The organism is Streptomyces sp. NPDC002734, from assembly GCF_040295685.1.
In the GTDB taxonomy this organism is placed as follows: domain Bacteria; phylum Actinomycetota; class Actinomycetes; order Streptomycetales; family Streptomycetaceae; genus Streptomyces.
Genome location: NZ_JBEOVU010000039.1, coordinates 56978 through 76995, shown reverse-complemented (window position 1 = coordinate 76995; position 20018 = coordinate 56978). Strand labels below are relative to the sequence as shown.

Annotated in this window: 15 protein-coding genes; 8 read left to right on the top strand and 7 right to left on the bottom strand. The window is 74.1% G+C overall.

Annotated elements, in window-relative coordinates:
• The first annotated feature begins 128 nt into the window (after positions 1–128).
• On the top strand, positions 129–416 hold the full coding sequence (locus ABT026_RS27885; RefSeq protein ID WP_351117923.1) for a hypothetical protein: 288 nt from the start codon (positions 129–131) through the stop codon (positions 414–416).
• Positions 417–575: 159 nt separating this feature from the next.
• Positions 576–1409 (top strand): SDR family oxidoreductase, encoded by an 834-nt coding sequence (locus ABT026_RS27880; RefSeq protein WP_351117922.1) that lies wholly within the window; start codon positions 576–578, stop codon positions 1407–1409.
• 12 nt (positions 1410–1421) lie between these two features.
• On the opposite strand, the gene ABT026_RS27875 is transcribed toward ABT026_RS27880, so the two are convergent.
• The gene (locus tag ABT026_RS27875) at positions 1422–2318 is read right to left on the bottom strand and encodes a DUF5655 domain-containing protein (RefSeq protein WP_351117921.1); all 897 of its coding nucleotides are present in this window, start codon (positions 2316–2318) and stop codon (positions 1422–1424) included.
• Positions 2319–2779: 461 nt separating this feature from the next.
• Here ABT026_RS27875 and ABT026_RS27870 point away from each other — a divergent pair, with 461 nt between their 5' ends.
• Positions 2780–4171, top strand: coding sequence for an MFS transporter (locus tag ABT026_RS27870; protein WP_351117920.1), 1392 nt, complete (start codon positions 2780–2782; stop codon positions 4169–4171).
• Positions 4172–4696: 525 nt separating this feature from the next.
• On the opposite strand, the gene ABT026_RS27865 is transcribed toward ABT026_RS27870, so the two are convergent.
• The 5 genes from ABT026_RS27865 to ABT026_RS27845 form a co-directional block, all read right to left on the bottom strand.
• On the bottom strand, positions 4697–6871 hold the full coding sequence (locus ABT026_RS27865; protein WP_351117919.1) for a helix-turn-helix domain-containing protein: 2175 nt from the start codon (positions 6869–6871) through the stop codon (positions 4697–4699).
• Between the two features lie 109 nt (positions 6872–6980).
• Positions 6981–7796 carry a 3-hydroxybutyrate dehydrogenase gene (locus ABT026_RS27860; protein ID WP_351117918.1) on the bottom strand — a complete coding sequence of 272 codons (816 nt, stop codon included), beginning with the start codon at positions 7794–7796 and terminating at the stop codon, positions 6981–6983.
• A gap of 60 nt (positions 7797–7856) precedes the next feature.
• Positions 7857–8333 (bottom strand): NUDIX hydrolase, encoded by a 477-nt coding sequence (locus ABT026_RS27855; RefSeq protein ID WP_351117917.1) that lies wholly within the window; start codon positions 8331–8333, stop codon positions 7857–7859.
• 10 nt (positions 8334–8343) lie between these two features.
• A complete protein-coding gene (gene lnt / locus ABT026_RS27850) occupies positions 8344–9966 on the bottom strand; it encodes an apolipoprotein N-acyltransferase (protein ID WP_351117916.1) in 1623 nt (540 codons plus the stop codon).
• A 416-nt stretch (positions 9967–10382) separates the two neighbouring features.
• Positions 10383–11198: a glutamate racemase gene (locus ABT026_RS27845; RefSeq protein WP_351117915.1), complete on the bottom strand. Its 816-nt coding sequence runs from the start codon at positions 11196–11198 to the stop codon at positions 10383–10385.
• A gap of 57 nt (positions 11199–11255) precedes the next feature.
• Here ABT026_RS27845 and ABT026_RS27840 point away from each other — a divergent pair, with 57 nt between their 5' ends.
• From ABT026_RS27840 to ABT026_RS27820, 5 genes are all read left to right on the top strand, one after another.
• Positions 11256–12485, top strand: coding sequence for a glycosyltransferase (locus ABT026_RS27840; RefSeq protein ID WP_351117914.1), 1230 nt, complete (start codon positions 11256–11258; stop codon positions 12483–12485).
• 225 nt (positions 12486–12710) lie between these two features.
• A complete protein-coding gene (locus ABT026_RS27835) occupies positions 12711–13283 on the top strand; it encodes a DUF6643 family protein (protein WP_351117913.1) in 573 nt (190 codons plus the stop codon).
• 39 nt (positions 13284–13322) lie between these two features.
• The gene (locus ABT026_RS27830; RefSeq protein ID WP_351117912.1) at positions 13323–14150 is read left to right on the top strand and encodes an MOSC domain-containing protein; all 828 of its coding nucleotides are present in this window, start codon (positions 13323–13325) and stop codon (positions 14148–14150) included.
• 184 nt (positions 14151–14334) lie between these two features.
• Positions 14335–14934 (top strand): Rv1733c family protein, encoded by a 600-nt coding sequence (locus ABT026_RS27825; RefSeq protein ID WP_502968066.1) that lies wholly within the window; start codon positions 14335–14337, stop codon positions 14932–14934.
• A 116-nt stretch (positions 14935–15050) separates the two neighbouring features.
• A complete protein-coding gene (locus ABT026_RS27820) occupies positions 15051–17507 on the top strand; it encodes a right-handed parallel beta-helix repeat-containing protein (RefSeq protein WP_351117910.1) in 2457 nt (818 codons plus the stop codon).
• Here ABT026_RS27820 and ABT026_RS27815 read toward each other — a convergent pair.
• Positions 17467–20007 carry a hypothetical protein gene (locus ABT026_RS27815; RefSeq protein WP_502968065.1) on the bottom strand — a complete coding sequence of 847 codons (2541 nt, stop codon included), beginning with the start codon at positions 20005–20007 and terminating at the stop codon, positions 17467–17469. The two genes, ABT026_RS27820 and ABT026_RS27815, sit on opposite strands and share 41 nt — an antisense overlap.
• Positions 20008–20018 lie beyond the last annotated feature (11 nt).

Here is a 20018-nt window from a genome sequence, read left to right as displayed (position 1 = left end):
GGGAAACAAGACCCGCTCAGACTGCCTCGACAACGAGAACAGTACGTCTGACCAGCAGAAACCCGCACATCAGGTTCGGAAGGACAACAGCTTCTCAGACGGCCCCTCAGGTCCTGGATGCTCTCGCGATGGTGACCAGGCCGGGCGGCCGGCTGATCGGGACGGGGACGGACCCGGGCGGAGACGACAGCATCCACGCCGCCTACCACGCCTGGAACGTGGAGCGAGGCCGTTCCCGCGGCCAGGCCCGCATCCGCGTCCGCGCCGCCGGCATCGCCACGACATGGTTCGACTACTGGTTCCCCACGTCGGAGGAGATCACGGAAGTGGTCGCAGAGTCGGCCTGCTGGGCCTTGGAGGAGCTGCAGCGCAGCCCGGACGGGCCCGGATACGCCGTGATCCTGCTGCGGCGGTGACCATCGGACCGGTGCCGCTTATCCCCAATCCGTCTCCGAAGCCGAGCCCACAGGTGCCGACGCCAAGCCGCTCGGGAATCACTTGGAACGTGCGCGTGCGACAACTGCGCGTCGCGGAACTCGACGGCCCAGGGAGCGGATAGCGGGAAGGGGCACGGCATGGAAATGCTGATCGTCGGCGGTTCAGGATTCCTCGGCACCGAACTGGTCCGGCGAGCGGTCACAGCAGGTCACGCGACATCAGCAACCCATTCCTCCCGACCTCCCAGGGACGGCAGGCATCCCGTCGCCTGGTACCGGCTCGACCTCCGGAACACCGATCAGGTCCAGCGGGTGATGGCCGAGGCACGTCCCCAGGTCGTCATCAACGCCTCCAGCGGCCTTGCCGACTGGGCGGTCACGGCCGAAGGTCCCGTCCGGCTCGCGCTCGCCGCCGCGAGGTCGGGCAGCCGACTGATCCACGTCTCGAGCGACGCCGTGTTCTCCGGCCGCAACCGCCTCCACTACGACGAGGCGCAACTACCCGACCCGATCACACCCTACGGAGCGGCGAAGGCCGCAGCCGAGACCGGAGTCCGCCTGGTGCACACGGACAGCGTCGTCGCGCGCACCTCGCTGATCATCGGCGGCGGACAATCCCAACACGAACGCACGGTGCACGAACTGGCCGCCGGCACTCGCGCGGGTGCTCTGTCCACGGACGACATCCGCTGCCCCATCCACGTGACCGACCTGGCCGAGGCCCTCCTGGAGCTCGCGGCATCGGACGCGCGGGGCATCCACCACCTCGGCGGAGCCGACGCCCTCAGTCGCCACGAACTCGGCGCCCTGATCGCCGGGCGCGACGGTCTCGACCCTTCCCAATTGCCCACGTGTCTTCGAGCGGAGAGTCCGTATCCGAGTCCTCTGGACGTACGTCTCGACAGCCGCGTCACACAGCGGAAGCTGCGCACCAGACTCCGCGGCGCGCACGAATTCCTCGGCAGGGACTGACGGCTCCGGTCGTCACGCCACGGCGTAGCTGAGGCGGAACAACTCCGCCGCGGCCTCCAGGTCCCGCTCCGTACGCAGCCGCACTTCGAGATCCCCGGTGCCGTGATGCCCGATGCGCGACACGTCCCTGGTGAACCCGGGCACGAGATCGACGCTCCGCGGGTCGAGAGGCAGGTAGACCAGCAGCTTCGACCGCTGCGGAGGACACACGCACGCGAAGTTCCGTACACGCTGGTAAGCCCGGTAGGTGCGGTTCTCGACCCGCGTGATGTCCCGTCCCAGGCCGAGCAGCGTCTCGTCGACGGCGTTCACCAGCTCCGTCATCCGCGTCTGGACCGGACCGGTGCGCCTGGTGTCGACCGCACGATGACCGCGGTGTGCCTCGCTGCCTCGGTGCGGGGTCCGCGTGGGCGAGGCGACCGGCTCCAAACCGATCAGGTCCGTGCCGAAGAGCCGGTAGCGCACCAGCTCAATCCTCCGCCGGTGCTCGCGCACGGCGTGGATGTCGTAGCGGGTGAAGTCGCCGGCGACGCAGATCAATCTGGGTGCGCTCCACCTCACTTGGGCGGCCGCCGCGGCCCCAAGACGGTCGCGCACCAAGTGGCGGAACACATCGCGGTGAGCCGTCAGCCAGGCCATGTAGAAGAGCCCCTGGCTGATCAAGCCCGGGTCTGTGCCGCGTTTGTACTCGACGATCACGGGCGCGCCGGTCGCGTCGATCCCGAGGGAGTCGATGCGTCCGCCGTCGACACAGTTGATGACGTACTCGCTCGCGAGGAACCTGACGCCCAGCAGCGTCTCCATGTTCATCTCGATGAGGCGCTGCACGTCCGCCTCGACCTCAGCAAGACGCGGGGCCACCTCGATCGCCCCCTCCTTCGTCGCCCGGAACAGCTTCAGCTCCGACACCTTCCCCTCATCCGCCAGGAGTCTCACAACGTCGGGGAGGCACGGGTTTGTTTCCAGGCGCACCTTCGAAACGGGAAGCAAACGCGAGAGCTCCCCGCTCAACGACTCCGAGCCCGATCAGTCCCGGATGCCCGAGTTCAACGGAGCGTAGTCAGCACCAAGTCAGCACGGGACAGGTGATGACGGGAGATGACGTGGGCTTTTAGTCAGCACGAAGTCAGCACGGGAATAAGCACGGCGGTTCCAAAACGGTCCTCGGCAGGGCAACTCGGACAGGGTCTCTGCGGGGCGGTTTCCGGCCCCTGGAGGGGCTCTGGCGAGGAACGGTCGCACCGTCATGGTGGGGGCACGCACTGCGGCGGCCGAAACTATGTTGCCCCGCCACATGTGCGCCTGACCTGGGGGTTCCTACGGTGTGCCGACACGTAGACGTCCCCTCCCCATACCTGGAAGTGGTCACCATGGCCTCATCGGCAGCCGCGCCCCCGACGCCGAACAGCTTGAAGAAGATCGTTGCCGCGAGCCTCATCGGCACCACCATCGAGTGGTACGACTTCTTCCTCTACGGCTCGGCCGCCGCGCTGGTGTTCAACACCCTGTTCTTCCCGGACGAGGACCCGCTCGTCGGCACCCTCCTGGCGTTCCTGACCTACGCGGTCGGCTTCCTGGCACGCCCGCTGGGCGCCCTGGTGTTCGGTCACTACGGCGACCGGCTGGGCCGGAAGAAGCTGCTGGTGATCAGCCTGCTGATGATGGGCGGCGCGACCTTCCTCATCGGCCTCCTGCCGACCCACGCCGCGATCGGCGGGGCGGCCCCGGTGCTGCTGACGGTGCTGCGGCTGGTGCAGGGCTTCGCGCTCGGCGGCGAGTGGGGCGGCGCGGTGCTGCTGGTGTCGGAGCACGGCGACCCCAAGCGGCGCGGTTTCTGGGCCTCCTGGCCGCAGACCGGCGCCCCGGCCGGCCAGCTGCTGGCCACCGGCGTGCTGGCGCTGCTGACCGCCACCCTGTCGGAGAGCGCCTTCACGTCCTGGGGCTGGCGCATTCCGTTCCTGCTGTCCGGCGTGCTGGTCCTGATCGGTCTGTGGATCCGCCTGTCGGTCGACGAGTCGCCCGTCTTCAAGCAGGCGCTGGCCGCGGCCGAGGCCCGCAAGGCCGAGGGCGCCGCCGAGAAGCTGCCGTTGGTCGCCGTCTTCCGGCACCACTGGAAGGACATCCTGATCGCGATGGGCGCCCGCATGGCGGAGAACATCTCGTTCTACGTGATCACCGCGTTCATCCTGGTGTACGCGGTCGAAGCCGTCGAACTGTCCAAGCAGACCGCGCTCAACGCGGTGCTGATCGGCTCCGCGATCCACTTCTGCGCGGTTCCCGCGTGGGGCGCGCTGTCCGACCGCTGGGGACGCCGCCCGGTCTACATGCTCGGCGCGGCCGGCATCGGCCTGTGGGTGTTCCCCTTCTTCTGGCTGATCGACTCGGGCAGCTTCCTCGCCCTCCTCACCGCGGTGACGGTGGGTCTGGTCCTGCACGGCGCCATGTACGCCCCGCAGGCGGCGTTCTTCTCGGAGCTGTTCTCCACCCGCGTGCGGTACTCGGGCGCCTCGATCGGCGCTCAGTTCGCCTCGGTGGCGGCGGGTGCTCCCGCGCCGCTGATCGCGACCGCGCTGCTGCAGAGCTACGGCACCTCCACCCCGATCTCGCTGTACGTGATCGCCGCGGCGGTCGTCACGCTGATCGCGGTGGTCGTGGCGAAGGAGACCCGCGACCGGGACCTGAACGACATCGACGGCACCGCCGCAGCCGCGGGCTCCCCCGCCGCGCCGGCCGGCGCGGCGCGCAGCGAGCAGGCGGTCTGACGCCCGTCCCCGGGGCGGCTCGCTTCCCCGCCCCGGGGACGGGGAAGGTCCCGCGCACCCGAGCGGTGTGCGGGACCTTCGCGTGCCGGAACCGGACGCGGTCGCGGCGCCTGAGGGCCGGTTTCGGGCCTGGGGGCACCGTGGCGACCTCGGGCGCGCGATCCGGGCCACTCGGTCACGCGCGGCCGATGCCGGGTACCCATGGGTCTCGGAGGCCTCGGCACGTGAGACCGAAGTCGGGCACCCACCAGGCTCGGGCACGCGAACCAGAGCAGAACTCCGCACCGCCCTCGGTCACGAAGCCAGGCCGGGCAGCAACCCGACATCGGGCGCGCGAAGCCCGGCCGGGCAGCAACCCGACCTCAGGCACACGAAGCCGAGCCCGGGCACGCGGACCCGGGGAGCACCGACCCTGGCTCGGGCACCGGTCAGGGACGTCGGCGCCGTTCATGGACGTCGGCACCGTGCCCCGGCGCCGGCCCCTCCAGGCGCACGGGGACTGTTCCCGACCCGGTGGCGCGCGGTTCAGCCCCGTGGCGCGGAGGCCAGGCGTTGCAGGCGCAGGGCGAGCTGGATCTCGAGGGCCCGGTCGGGGCGCTGCCAGTCCTCGCCGAGCAGGCGGCCCACCCGCTCGAGGCGCTGCGCCACCGTGTTGACGTGGACGTGGAGCGCGTCCTTGGTGCGGGCGGGGCTCATCCCGCAGGCGAAGTAGGCGTCGAGGGTGCGCACCAGGTCCGTGCCGCGCCGCTCGTCGTAGGAGATCACCTCGCCGATCGTGCGGTCGACGAAGCCGGAGATGTCCCGGTCACCGGCGAGCAGCAGGCCGACGAAGCCGAAGTCCTCGGCGGCCGCGCCGTCGCCGGGCCGGCCGAGGAGCCGCAGCGCGTCGAGGCAGCGGCGGGCCTCCTGGTAGGCGACGGCCACCTGGTCGGGCCCACCGGAGAGCACCTCCTGCGGCGCGGACGCGCCGACGGTGACCGCGTCGTGCACCGCGGTGCTCAGCCTGCGCGCGACGTCGCGGGCGAGCGCGGTGGCGCTGTGGCCGGACGGCAGCGGGAGCAGCAGCACCGTCCCGCCGTCGCGGGCGGCGGCCAGGCCGTGCCGGGTGGAGGCGAGGTGGGAGGCGGCGGACCAGAGCCTGCGGCGGGCCTCGGCCTCCGCGTCGCCGCCGGGCGCGGTGGCGTCCAGCCGGGCGGCGAGGACGACGTGGGTGACGTCGAGGTCGGCGTGCAGGCGGGCGGCGCGCATCCGCAGCAGCCGGGGGTCGTGGTCGCGGGCGTCGAGGAGGTCGTCGAGGAGCTCGCCGCGGACCCGCTGCTCGGCCTCGGCGGCGGAGCGGCGGGCGAGCAGCAGCAGGGAGGTCACCATGGCGGCGCGCTCCAGGGTGCGCTGGTCGACCGGGTCGAGGACGGGGTGTCCGCGCAGCACCAGGGCGCCGAGGAGCTCACGGCTCGCGGTCACGGCGGCGATCCAGTCGTCGCCGTGCGGCACCGCGTGGCCCTCGGCGCGGGACGCCTCCAGCGCCAGGGCGGGGACGGCGGTGATGTCGGCGAAGGACACCGATCCGTCCAGCACCTCCGAGACGGCGGCGGCCACGTCGTGCACCTGGCCTCCGCGCAGCACCAGTTCGGCGAGGCGGTCGTGGACCTCGGAGGCGCGCTCGATGACGGCGCTGCGGTCCTGGATGATCTCGTTGGCCCGCTCCAGCTCGGCGACGGCGGAGCGCGTCTCGGTGAGCAGGTTGGCGGTGTCGATGGCGGCGGCGGCGAGGGCGGCGAAGCTGCTGAGCAGGGCGATCTGGCCGCGTTCGAAGACGCGGGCGCGCCGGTCGGCGGCGAACAGCACGCCGATGACGTGGTCGCCCAGCATCAGGGGGACGCCGAGGATGGCGACCAGGCCCTCGTCGTGGACGCCGGCGTCGATGGCTCCGGTGTGCAGGAACCGCTCGTCCTTGAAGTAGTCCTGGGTGACGTAGGGCCGCGCCGTCTGGGCGACCAGGCCGCCGAGGCCCTCGCCCATGCCCAGGCGCAGCTGCTGGAACCGCGCGGCGACGGACCCCTCGGTGACGCGCATGTAGGTGTCGCCCCGGGCCGGGTCGTGGAGGGAGAGGTAGGCGACGTCCGTGCCGAGGAGGGAGCGGGCGCGCTGGACGATGGCCCGCAGCACGGCGTCGAGGTCGCGGGGGCCGGCCAGGTCGTGGGCGGTGGCGAAGAGCGCGGAGAGCTCCTCCTCGCGGCGGCGCCGGCCCTCGAGTTCGGAGCGCACCCGCAGGGCGAGGTCCCGGGCCCGGCGCAGGGCGGCGACCTCCGTGGCGGGTCGCCCCTCGGCCCGGGCGACGAGCACCGGGCGGTCGTAGGCATCGGCGGAGGCGCCGCGGGCCAGCAGCTCCAGGAAGGGCGTCTCGGCCCCGCCCGGCGCCTCGCCGTCCTCGGCGTCGGGTGCCGCGGCCGGGCCGGGCGCGGCCGGGGTCCCGGCCGGGGTCCCGGCCGCCGCCTCGGAACCGGGCCCGGCGGCGGGCGCGGAGGCGAACCCCGTGACGGGCCCGACCGCGGGCGCCGGTACGGGCACCGTGGCGGGCGCGGCGTCGGGGGCGCCGGACGGCACCGCGGCCGCCGCGTCGGCGGGCCGGGGTGGAGCGGACGGTTCCGCGGACGGCCGGGCGACCGGCGGCGGCACGCTCTGCGGGTGATCGTGGGGCATGGGCACAGGATTCACCATGGCCGGGGCCCCGGGACACCCCTGTGGACAACGGCCTCTCGGGCGCGGGACGGCGGCGGTCCGCCGCCCCGCGCGCAGCGGTTCGCACCGGTCAGTGCGCGGTCCAGCCACCGTCCATCACGTACGACGATCCGGTGATGATGGCGGCGGCCGGGCCGCAGAGGAAGACCACCGTCTCGGCGACCTCGGCCGGTTCGATCAGCCGCTTGACGGCGGTGTCGCGGAGCAGGATCTCGGAGACCACCCGGTCCTCGGGGATGCCGTGCACCGCCGCCTGGTCGGTGATCTGCTTCTCGACCAGTGGGGTGCGCACATAGCCGGGGTTCACACAGTTCGAGGTGACGCCATGGGGCGCACCCTCGAGGGCCACCGTCTTGGAGAGGCCCTCGAGCCCATGTTTGGCGGACACATAGGCCGACTTGAAGGCGGACGCGCGCAGGCCGTGCACGGAGGAGATGTTGACGATGCGCCCCCAGCCCTGCTCGTACATGTGCGGCAGCGCCCCGCGGATGAGGCGGAACGGGGCCTCCAGCATCACGGTGAGCACCGTGTGGAAGACGTCCGGCGGGAACTCGTGCACCGGCCGCACCAGCTGGATCCCGGCGTTGTTGACCAGCACGTCGACGCCGGCGGCGGCCCGCTCGGCGGCGTCCAGGTCGGTGAGGTCGAGGATCTGGGGCTCGACGGTCCCCTTGAGCCCGGACGCCTGCCCGGCCAGCTCGGCGAGGCCGTGTCCGTCACGGTCCACCGCCCGCACCGTGGCGCCGGCCGCGGCCAGACGCAGGGTGCAGGCGCGCCCGATGCCGCCGGCGGCGCCGGTCACCAGGGCGGTGCGGCCGCAGAGGTCGGGCGGGGACGGATCGAGGGGGGAGTCGAGGCCCCCGGGGGTGCTGGGCTGCTCGGTCATGGTCAGACCCTAGGCAGCCACCCCACCCCGACCCATGTGGTCAGCGACCACACTTACGGGTCAGCTCATAGGGTCGAACCATGTGGGGGCGTCCGACAGCGCCTGCTTGATCCGCGTCACGGCCCATGCGTCGAGCTCCGGGAGGGCGTCCACCGGGAACCAGGCCACGTCCAGGGACTCGTCGTCGTTCACCCGGGCCTCGCCGCCCACCGCGCGGCAGCGGAAGGTGATGTCCATGTACTGGCAGATGTCGCCGTTCTCGTAGGTCACCGGCTTGAGCGCCTGCACGCTCAGCACCCGCTCCGGGACGCACCGCACGGCCGTCTCCTCGAACACCTCGCGCACGGCGCAGGCCGCGGGCTCCTCCCCCGGGTCGGGGATGCCGCCGATCACCGCCCAGCGGCGGGTGTCGGCGCGCCGGTTGAGCAGGACGCGGCCGCCGTCCTCGTCGAAGACGATCGCGGTGACGCCGGGCAGCCACAGCAGCTGGTGCCCGGCGCTGGCGCGGAGCGTGCGGATGAAGTCCGGAGTCGCCATGCTGTGAACCTTATCGGCCCGTGCCGGACCTTCGGGTCCGCACGGTGCGCCCGACCGCCCAGGCGACGCCCGCGGCGCCGACCAGGACCAGGGCCCACTCGGGTAGCGTGCCCAGGGTGGTCGCCGGGGTGCTGGAGGACCGCAGCGGCACCTCCTGCACGAGGGTGCCGGGGACGAACATGCCGGTGCGCGCGGTCACCCGGCCGTCGGGCAGGATGATCGCGCTGACCCCGCTGGTCACCGGCACGGTCACCGTCCTGCCGTGCTCGACGGCCCGCACCCGGGACATGGCGAGCTGCTGGTAGGTCATCTCGCTGCGGCCGAAGGTGGCGTTGTTGCTCGGCACCGAGAGCAGCTGGGCGCCGGAGGTCACGGTGTCGCGCACCGCCCAGTCGAAGGCGGCCTCGTAACAGGTGATGAGCCCGACGCCGGTGCCGTTCATCTCGAAGACGCCCGGGGTGGTGCCGCGGCTGAAGTCCCGCCGGACCATGCTGGTCCAGGTCTCGTTGATCGCGCCGATCAGGGGGCGCAGCGGCAGGTACTCGCCGAAGGGCTGGGTCTGCCGCTTGTCGTAGGTGTCGACCGGGCCCTTCTCGGGGTCCCAGAGGATCTGCTCGTTGTAGACCTTGCCGTCCCGCTCGACCACGCCGCCGACGGCGATCGGGGCGCCCACGGCCTTGGCGGCGCGGTCGATGACCTCGGCGGCGTCGGCGTTGGCGAAGGGGTCGATGTCCGAGGAGTTCTCCGGCCACAGCACCAGGTCGGGCCGCTCCGCCTTGCCTGCCGCGATGCGGTCGGCGAGGCGCTCGGTCTCACGGACGTGGTAGTCGAGCACCGCGCGCCGCTGGGCGTTGAAGTCGAGGCCCAGGCGCGGCACGTTGCCCTGGATCACGGCGACGGTGGCCGTGCCGTCCTCGGCGCCGGCGTCCACCGCGGCGCGCGCGACGAGCGCGGCGCCGAACGGGGCGAGCAGGCTCAGCAGCGCGGCGGCCGCGGCGCCTCGGCGCACGACCCGGGTGCGGCGCGCCGACCATGCCTGCCGGACCGCCTCGCAGAGCCCGAAGCCGCTGAGCACCACGGCGAAACCGAGCAGCGGGGTGCCGCCCAGGGCGGCCAGCGGAAGCAGGACGCCGTCGGCCTGGCCGAACGCGGCCTTGCCCCAGGGGAAGCCGCCGAACGGGAAACGCGCCCGCACGGCCTCGCCGGCCGTCCACACCGCCGCCGCCCACAGGGGCCAGGCGGGCAGCCGGGACACGGCCGCGATGCCCACCGCGGTGAGCCCGAGGAACAGGGCCTCCACGGCGACCAGGGCGAGCCACGGCCCGGGACCGACCTCGATGCCGGTCCACACCAGCAGCGGCAGCAGGAAGCCCAGGCCGAAGAGGTAGCCGAGCCCGAGGGCGGGCTTCCAACGGCGGCCGCTCAGCGCCTGGCCGAGGACGGCGAAGGCGGGCAGGGCGAGCCACCACAGGGTGCGCGGGGGGAAGCTCGCGTAGAGCAGCAGGCCGGAGAGGACGGCGGCCGCGGCCGGCAGGAGCCGGCGAAGCCGGGCGGCGGTCCGGCCGCGGGGCGCGGCGGCCCCGCTTGAGGGCTGGTCGCCCGAGGCTTCGGTGGTGGGTGCGGTGACGGTCACCTGGTGGAGTCTAAGGCGCATGTCAGAGGCCCGGATCAGGCCGGCGGACCGTCGGCGGGGTGCCGAGGGCGAGGTATCGCCGCCGGGCGGGCGGAAACCGGCGAGAGGTGGGAGGAGTCGGACGGCTTCGACGGTACCCGGGCGCCCCTGCCCCGGCCCGGCCCCGGTCCGGTGACGTTGGTCTCGCCCGGCCTGGCGGCCACCGGTACGGCATCTCAGCACTGCCGTAAGCCACCGATGCGGCATCTCAGCGCTGCCGCGGCCTCGCCCGGCACTCAGCACTGCCGCGGCCTCGCCCGGAACTCAGCGCTGCCGGCGACCTCGCCCGAAGCCATGCTCGCCCGCGCGGCGCCTCAGCGCCCGACGCCGGCCTCGCCCCGCTTCCGCGCCGACCGCACGATCGGCGAGACGGGGGCTCAGCGCGCCGCGCTGACCTCGCGGAGTCCGCGGCCCTCGGCGTAGAAGAGGGCGGCCTCGGTGAGCCGCGACTCGACGCCGCCGTGCAGCACGGTCAGCGTGCCCGAGCCGGCCAGGGCACCGACGTCGCCCGTACCGGCGTCGCCCGCAGCGGCGTGACGCTCGCCGACGCGTCGCAGCGCCTGGGCGGCGACCGCGCCCGCGGAGCCGAGCAGCTCGGGCCGGTGACCGACGACACGCTCGAGGGCGGCGCCGATCCGTCCGGCGACCAGTTCGTAGTGGGTGCAGCCCAGCACCACGGTGCGCACCCGCGCCGGGGTCAGTGCGGCGGCGGCCGCGACGGCGGCGTCCACGGCGGCCTCGTCGGCGTGCTCGACCGCGTCCGCCAGGCCGGGGCACGGCACCTCGGTGACGTCGACACCCGCGGCGAACTGCTCGATCAGCCCGCGCTGGTAGGGGCTGCCGGTGGTGGCGGGGGTGGCCCAGATCGCGACCGGGCCCCCGCCGGCGGCCGCGGGCTTGATCGCGGGCACCGTGCCGACGACCGGCAGCTCGGGCTCCAGGTGGGCCCGGAGCGTGGGCAGCGCGTGCACCGACGCGGTGTTGCAGGCCACGATCAGGGCGTCGGGGCGATGGGCCGCGGCGGCCATGGCGACGGCCAGCGCGAGCCGGGCGATGTCCTCGGAGCCGCGAGGGCCCCAGGGCATGCTGCCGGGGTCGGAGGAGAGGACCAGATCGGCGTCGGGCCTGAGCCGGCGCACCGCGGCGGCCGCCGCCAGCAGCCCGATTCCGGAGTCCATGAGCGCGATCTTCACTCCGTCACCATAGTCGATGAGCGTGGAGCGCCCGGTTCCGTGATGCAGACTGCGGCGATGAGCGTCGTGGTGTGGATCTCCGCCGTGTCCCTCGCCGTCTGGCTCTGGCTGCTGCTCGGGCACGGGCGTTTCTGGCGCACCGACGTGCGGCTCCCCGAGCGGCGTGAGCCGGCGGCGTGGCCGAGGGTGGCGGTCGTCGTCCCGGCCCGCGACGAGGCGGACGTGCTCCCGCTCAGCCTGCCGTCGCTGCTGGCCCAGGACTATCCGGGCGAGGCCTTGGTGGTGCTGGTGGACGACGGCAGCACCGACGGCACCGGCGACCTGGCCCGGGAGCTGGCCCGCCGCCACGGAGGTCTGCCGCTGACCGTCGCCTCGCCCGGCGAGCCACCGGACGGCTGGACCGGCAAGCTGTGGGCGGTGCGGCACGGGCTCGCCGTGGCGCGCGCCGGCTCCCCCGAGTTCGTGCTGCTGACCGACGCGGACATCGCGCACGCACCGGACAGCCTGCGTTCCCTGGTCGCCGCCGCGGTCACCGGCGGCTTCGACATGGTGTCGCTGATGGCACGACTGCGGGTGGCGGGCGCCTGGGAGCGTCTGGTGGTGCCGGCCTTCGTGTACTTCTTCGCGCAGCTCTACCCCTTCCGCCGGGTGGCGCGGCCGGAGTGCCGGACCGCCGCGGCCGCCGGGGGCTGCGTCCTGCTGCGCGCCTCGGCCGCCGAGGAGGCGGGGATCCCGGAGTCGATCCGGGGCGCGGTGATCGACGACGTGGCGCTGGCGGGCGCGGTGAAGGGGCGCTCCCCCGGAGCGCGGATCTGGCTCGGGCTGGCCGACGGCGTGGTCAGCGTGCGCCCGTACCCCCGGCTGCGGGACCTGTGGCGGATGGTGGCGCGCAGCGCCTACGCCCAACTGCGCCACAACCCCGCGCTCCTGGCGGGCACGGCGGTGGGCCTGTGCCTGGTCTACCTGGCGCCGCCGGCGGCCCTGGCGGCCGGTCTGCTGGCGGGTGTGCCGGCCGCGGCGGTCTGCGGGGGCGCCGCCTGGCTGCTGATGGCGGCGAGTTATCTGCCGATGGTGCGGTACCACCGGCAGCCGCCCTGGGCGGCGGTGCTGCTGCCGTTCACCGCGTCGCTCTACACGCTGATGACGGTGGATTCCGCGGTGCGCCACCATCGGGGGCGGGGCGCGGCGTGGAAGGGGCGCACCTACGGCCGCCCCGAGCCCCTTTCCGTCACCCGTTCGCGGAGGGCTCCGAACGGCCGAACAGGCGCCAGCGGCCAGGACGCCTGACGGGCTGCCACAAATCCCCCGTAACGCCCCCAGGGAACGCTCCCGTGACGGAAGTTAACCGTGGGTAATGTGTCCGATACCGGCCCTCATACACGATTCGCGATGGACAGGAAGCCCCTTTTTGCCAAATTCGCTCGGATTGGGTATCCAACATCACCGCCGACACGGAAAACAACCTTCTTATCTGTCTCCCCAACGACCACATCGTGGGCTTAACTTATGGGTATGACCTCCCCCCGCTCCCCTTACGGCGGCGGCTATTCCTCAGCCGCGTTCCCGGACACCCCGATCTACGACTCCCTGGTCGCCGAGCGGGGTACCCCTCAGATCGCGCCCATCCGGGTGCCGCCGATGTACGACACGCCGTCGTACACCACCCACTCCTCCTACGGCACCGGCGGCAGCCACCTGCCGGCTCTGCCCGCCCTGCCGTCGGGCCCGTCCTACCAGCCGCCGGCCCCTCAGCCGCCCGCGCCGTCCTACGGATACCCGCAGGCACACCCGGCGCTCCCCGCCGCCCAGGCCGCGCTGCCTCCGGCGCCCTCGCCGGTCCCTGCCCCGTACATCCCGCAGCAGGCGGCCGGACCGCGCGGCTACCCGACGCAGCAGCAGCCCCGTCCCGCGCCGCACGCCGGCACCGGGTACGAGGCGATGCGTCCGGCCGCTCCGCGCCCCGCCCCGACTCCGGCGCAGCAGGCCCCGTACGGGCAGCAGGCCCCTTACACCCCGCAGTACGGCCAGCAGGCGCCGGTCTCCTACCAGCCGCAGTACGGCCAGCAGGAGTACCGCGGGTACTGAACCGGGAGGGCGGTCCGGGCCTGATGGCACGATGACCGCATGGGGAAAGCGGAAGTTCATTCGATTCACGTACATCCGGTCAAGGCCTTCCGGGGACACGCTCTCCGGGAGGCCTTGATCGAGCCCTGGGGGCCGGAGGGGGACCGGCGCTGGGCCCTGGTCGACGACGGAGGAAAGGTCGTCACCCGGCGCCGGCATCCCCGTCTGGCCCTGGCCGCCGCCGAGCTCCTGCCCGGCGGCGTCCGTCTGTCCGCGCCCGGCATGGAGCCGCTGACGGTTCCCGTCCCCGACCCGGCGGCCTCCGGGGCGGCGGAGGTGGACGTCTTCGGCGCCCGGGTGCGGGGAGTGCTCGCCGAGAAGGCGGCGCACGCCTGGTGCGGCGCCTATCTGGACGCCTCCGTGCGCCTGCTGCACATGGACGACCCGGCGGTCGTCCGTCCGGTCGACCCCGAGTACGCCCTGCCCGGCGAGACCGTCTCCTTCGCGGACGGCTACCCCCTGCTGGTGACCACCCTCGCCTCGCTCGAGGCGCTCAACGCGGAGGTGGCGCGGGGCGACCACCCCGGGGAGGGCCCGCTGCCGATGAACCGCTTCCGCCCCAACCTGGTGGTGGACGGCTTCGAGGCCTGGGCCGAGGACGGATGGAACCGCCTGGCCGTCGGCGGCGTCCACCTCCGCGTCGCCCGGACGTGCGGGCGGTGCGTGGTGACCACCACCGACCAGGAGACCGCCCGCCGTGGACGGGAGCCGCTGCTCACCCTCGACCGCGTCCGCCGCTTCGGCTCGCAACTGGTGTTCGGCCAGTACCTGGTGCCCCTGACCACGGGCGTCGTGCGGGTCGGGGACCCGGTCACGGTCCTGGAGTGACCGGGTCCCCGGCCCCCACGCTCCCGGTACCGGGGGCGGACGGTCGCAGGGCGCCGGGGTGCGGACGGTCACGGGGCCGATGTACCGAAAGGGTGAGGTCGCTCTCTTTGCCGGCGTTCGGCGCGTAACCGGTCGGCGGGAGGGCTATCACGGAGAAGGAAGACGGGGGGACGCGGTGGGAGCGATGCGTGGGATCTGGCGGTGGCGGCACAATCCGCTGCGGCGCACGACCGATCTGCTGGAGGCGTGGGCGGCGCTGGCCGCCCTGCTGCTGATCGCGGTCGCCGCGCCGCTCGCCGGTGTGCTCGCGGGCTCCGCGGCGCACGACTCGCTCAGCCGTACGGCCCGTCAACAGCACGCCGCGCGGCACCGCGTGACGGCCACCGTCCTGAAGGACCCGGCGGCCTCCGTGCAGCTTCCCGCGACGACCGGCCGTGCCGCGGAGCGCGGCAACCGGCAGCGCGTGTTCGCCGCCTGGACCGCGCCCGACGGCACCCCACGGCGCGCGCACACCTGGACGAGCCTGCGGGCCCCGGCCCCAGGGCGGCACTTCACGCTGTGGACCGACACCCGGGGACGGCCCGCCGGCCGTCCCCTCGACACCGGCGACCTGACGCTCCAGGCCGGTCTGGCCGGCGTCGGCGCGGCCCTGCTGACCACGGCGATCGCCGAGGGAGCCCGTCGCATGACCCTTCGTCACCTGATGCGGCTTCGCTTCGAGCGGCTCGACCGGGCGTGGGAGCGGGCCGGACCCGACTGGGGCAGGGCCGGTACCGGAAGCTGATCACGATCGTTCACCGGGCAACCCACCGTCGACGCGCGCGCTACGGTGGTCGGGCCGACCCGTTCGGCCCAATCCGCTACATCCCGTGTACGACGAGGTGGGGACAGAAAAGCACCATGGCACAGGGCACGGTCCAGGTGACGCACACCGGCACGTCGCGGTGGCGGCGCCGCACGGGAGAGTACTCCTCGCTCGCCTCGGCCCTGGAGGCCGCGGGCGACGGGGACGTGCTCACCGTCTCCCCCGGCACCTACCGGGAGAACCTCCTCGTCCAGCGGGCGGTGACGCTCCGGGGGCCCGAGGGACAGCCGGGGGCCGTGCGCATCGCGCCCGCCGACGGTGTGCCGCTGACGGTGCGCGGGTCCGCCGTGGTGCAGGGACTGCACCTGGAGGGGCAGGACTCCTCGGCTCCGGCGCTGCTGGTCGAGGAGGGCACCCCGGAGATCTCCGACATCCGCGTGATGACCCGCTCGGCGTCCGGCATCGAGGTCCGCGGCTCCGCGCGCCCCACGGTGCGCCGCTGCTCGGTCGACAACCCGGCGGGCGTGGGCATCGCCGTCACCGACGACGCGGGCGGGCTCTTCGAGGAGTGCGAGGTGACCGCGGCCGGGCAGGCGGGCGTGGCAGTGCACGGCGGGGCGCGGCCCCGGCTGGAGCGCTGCAGGGTGCACCACGCCGCCGGGGCGGGCCTGAGCGCCACCGGGGAGAACTCCTTCGTGGAGGCGATCGGCTGCGAGATCTACGAGGTGCGCGGCAGCGGGGTGCAGATCACCGGCCGGGCCACCGGTCAGCTCACCGACTGCGACGTGCACCGCACGGCCGGGGACGGCGTCACCATGGACACCGACGCCGTCCTCACACTGGCCGACTGCCGGATCCACGACATCCCCGAGAACGCGATGGACCTGCGCTCGCGTTCGGTGCTGACGCTCACCCGCACCACCGTCCGGCAGTTCGGGCGCAACGGGCTGTCGGTGTGGGACCCGGGGACCCGGGTCGACGCCCACCAGTGCGAGATCTTCGACTCGACCGGTGACTACCCGGCGGTCTGGGTGAGCGACGGCGCGACGGCGGTGCTGGACTCCTGCCGGGTGCACGACGTGCCGGACGCGCTGTTCGTGCTGGACCGCGGTTCGCGGGCGGACGTGGTGGACAGCGACCTGAGCCAGGTCCGCAACACGGCGGTGTCGGTCAGCGACGGCGCGACCGCGCAGCTGGACGACTGCCGCATCCGGGACGCCGCCACCGGCGCCTGGTTCCGCGACCACGGCAGCGGGGGCACGCTCGCCAACTGCTCGCTGAGCGGCAACCAGACGGGCGTCATCGTCACCAAGGGCGCGGACCCGACGGTGGAGCGGTGCACCGTCGACGGGCCGGCCGAGGCGGGGTTCTACGTGTCGGCGGGCGGCCGGGGCACCTTCGTCGGCTGCAAGGTGACCGGCAGCGGCGGCTACGGCTTCCATGTGCTGGACGGCTGCCGCACCACCTTGCGCAAGTGCCGCACCGAGCGGTGCGCGCGCGGCGGTTACGAGTTCGCGGAGGCCGGGTCGGGCGGCGCCGGGGGACCCGACGTGGAGGACTGCACCGGCGACGAGAGCGTCGGCGCCGGTTCCTCCCTCGGGCAGGGGTCCGCCTCCGGCCACGGCGCGGTGCTGACCGCTCCGGCGCAGGCGAGCACGGGCGGGCTGCTGGGTTCCGTGCCGGCGCCGAGAGCCGGGGCTCCGGCCGGTCCGGCGGACGAGGCGGGCGGCGGCACGCCGGCGCGGGCCGCGCAGGAGGTGCTGGGCGCCCTCGACGCGCTGGTCGGACTGGAGAGCGTCAAGCGCGAGGTCCGGGCGCTCACCGACATGATCGAGGTGGGCCGGCGACGCAGGGAGGCGGGCCTCAAGGCGGCGTCGGCGCGCCGTCACCTGGTCTTCACCGGCTCCCCCGGCACGGGCAAGACGACGGTGGCGCGGCTGTACGGAGAGATCCTGGCCTCGCTGGGCGTGCTGGAGAAGGGGCACCTGATCGAGGTGTCCCGGGTCGACCTGGTCGGCGAGCACATCGGTTCCACGGCGATCCGCACCCAGGAGGCCTTCGACCGGGCCAGGGGCGGTGTGCTGTTCATCGACGAGGCGTACGCCCTCTCTCCGGAGGACTCGGGCCGGGACTTCGGCCGCGAGGCGATCGACACCCTGGTGAAGCTGATGGAGGACCACCGCGAGGCGGTGGTGGTGATCGTCGCGGGCTACACGGAGGAGATGGAGCGCTTCCTGTCCGTCAACCCCGGTGTGGCGTCCCGCTTCTCGCGGACCATCAGGTTCGGCGACTACGGGCCCGGCGAGCTGCTGCGGATCGTGGAGCAGCAGGCCGAGGAGCACGAGTACCGGCTGGCGGACGGCACGGACGAGGCGTTGCTGAAGTACTTCGCGGAGATCCCCAAGGGACCCGCGTTCGGCAACGGCCGCACCGCCCGCCAGACCTTCGAGGCGATGGTGGAACGGCACGCGGGCCGGGTGGCGCAGCTCCCCGACCCGAGCACCGAGGAACTCAGCCTGCTCCACCCGGAGGATCTCCCGGCGCTGGACTGACGGGCGTCCCCGCCGGCGCGTCCTGCCCGTCGCCCCCGTCGCGGGGCGCGGGCAGAGCGTGCGGCAACCGGGCGAGCAGCGCGGCGCGTTCCTCGGCGAACACGGGGTCGGCCTGGTAGTCCCCGTGGCCGAGGATGGGCGAGGGCAGCGGATGCTCGGCCGTCCGGCCGAGGGAGAGCGGATCCTTGAGCGCCTCCCGGTCGACCGGCGCGCACGGCGGGCGGCCCACGTGGCCGGCCCCGCCCGCCGTGGCATCCGTCGTGTGCGCCGCGTCCGCCGTGTCCTTCGTGCCACCCGTGCCACCCTCGCCCACCAGGACGGGGCCGCCGATCGGGTCGGTACGGCGGTGCAGGTTGCGCCAGCAGTCGACCTCCTGGTGCAGACGGCCGAGCGCCTCGGGGCCGAAGTGGGCGGGGAACCAGCGCCCGTACAGGCGCTCCAGCGGGGAGCCGTAGGTGAGCAGCGCGACCCGGGCCCGTACCGGGGCGGGCAGCTGCCAGGCGGCCGCCGCGGCCAGCACGCTGCCCTGCGAATGCCCGGAGAGCACCAGCCGGCCGCCGGTGGCGGCGGTCCAGGTCGCCATCCGCCAGGTCAGGTCGGGCACGGCCCGCTCGGCGTAGCAGGGCGGGGCGAAGGGATGGGCGGCGCGCGGCCAGAAGGTGCCGACGTCCCACAGGATGCCGATGGTGCGGCGGGCGGACGCGTCCCGGTAGGCCCGGCGGCCGAAGGTGACGAAGAGTATGAAGCCCAGACCGATCAGCCAGGACCCGATGGCCTGGGCCACCTCGGCGAGCCCTTCCACGGGGGCGGGCGCGCCCTGTGCCGCGTCGGCGGGCGCCCGGCCGGTGCCGAGGGCGCCGGCCAGCGCGCCGGCCCCGAGCAGGAAGGTGACGGCGGCGACGACGCCGACGATCAGCGGGGCCCGGTCGGTCAGTGCGGCCAGCGCACGGACCCGGGCCACCCGGCGCACCCACACGGGGTCGTGCGGCTCGCCGGGGTGGTCGCGCAGCACCGCGGGGATCTCGCCGCGCACGGAGCGCCAGGCCCGGTGGCCGAGGACGGCCAGCAGCACCAGGACCACGACGGGCAGCAGCGGGATGACGGAGGCCTGCCAGGTCAGCACCACGGGCGGGCCGGCGAGGGTGCCGCTGCGGCCGTCGAGCCAGTCGGCGACCCGCTGGGCGACGCCGCCGGACATCACCCCGCCGAGCGCGCAGGCCAGCAGGGCGACCGCCGGACCCGCGAGTCCGCGCAGGGCGGCGCGCGGGTCGGGGCGGGAGCGGTGCAGGGTGCGGGCCACGGCGGCCAGGGCCACCACCAGCAGTCCTTGGGCGAGGCAGATCGCCCCGAAGACCGCGTCCCCGGCCAGCAGTCCGGCCGATCGCCAGCCGGGCCGTGACCAGGAGGCGTACACCAGGGCCAGGACCAGCAGGGCGGCGGCGCCGAGCGGCAGCACCCGCTGGAGACGGGCGTCGAGGCCGTGGTCGATCCGGTGCTCGCTGCGGCCACGGCGGCACACCACGGCCACCAGGGCGAGGCCGGCGACGCCCAGGGTGGTCTCCAGCAGCCGGCCGAGCAGGTCGAGCAGGGCGGGGCCGCCCGCGCCGCGGTCGTGGCGGGCCGCGGCCGCGGTGACCGCCGCGGCGACCGTGAGCAGCGCGGCCGCGGTGTGGGCGGCGCGCAGCCGGGCGACCAGGCGGCGGCCGTACCAGAACCCGGGCCGCCCCAGCGGTGTGGCCTCGGCGCCCTCCGGGGGCTCGGCGGCGGCCGGCGGCTGCTGGGACTCGTACTCGCTCCAGGTGCGGTGCGAGAGGTACCAGAGCAGCACGGTGAGTGCGGTGGGCACCACGGCGGCCAGGGCCAGGCGGCGGCCCGGGGCGCTCCACCAGCCGTCGGTGAGGAAGCCGAGCCAGGAGTGGGCGGTCGCGCAGGCGGGCGTGCCGGCGCACTGCCAGGCGGTCAGGTCGAGGGCGACCTCGCAGGCGGCGGCGACCAGCAGCACGGTGAGACTCAGCCCGGCGAGCCGCACCAGTGTCCCGTGGAGGCGGACGGCGCGGCCGAGTCCGTGGGCGGCGGGACGCATCCAGTGGGCCAGGTTGACGACCATGAAGGGGAGCAGCAGCAGCCACAGCGCGCGGCTGCCGTTGCCGGAGGTGAGGTTGCACCAGACGTAGGCCTCCTGGACGGGGGCCGTGGCGTCGCCCGCGGGGGCGGTCGCGCCGGTCCGGGCGGCGCGTTCGGCGTCCACGTCGTCGGCGCGCCGGAACACCGCCGCGGTGCCGTCGCCCGTGACGCGGACCGTCCGCGGGTCGTCGAGCATCTCCGCCGGGGTGGTGCCGCCCACGCCGTGCACGAGCAGTTCCAGGGTGGCTCCGTCCGCCGGCGGGTTCTGTGCCCGCGGCGCCGGCGTGCTCTGCGTCGCCTGTCGAGATACCACTGCTGCTCCCCCGGTGACGTGTGGTGGCCGCGGTGTCCGGCGTGCCCTCCCGGCCCGCGACATTCGAACATGTG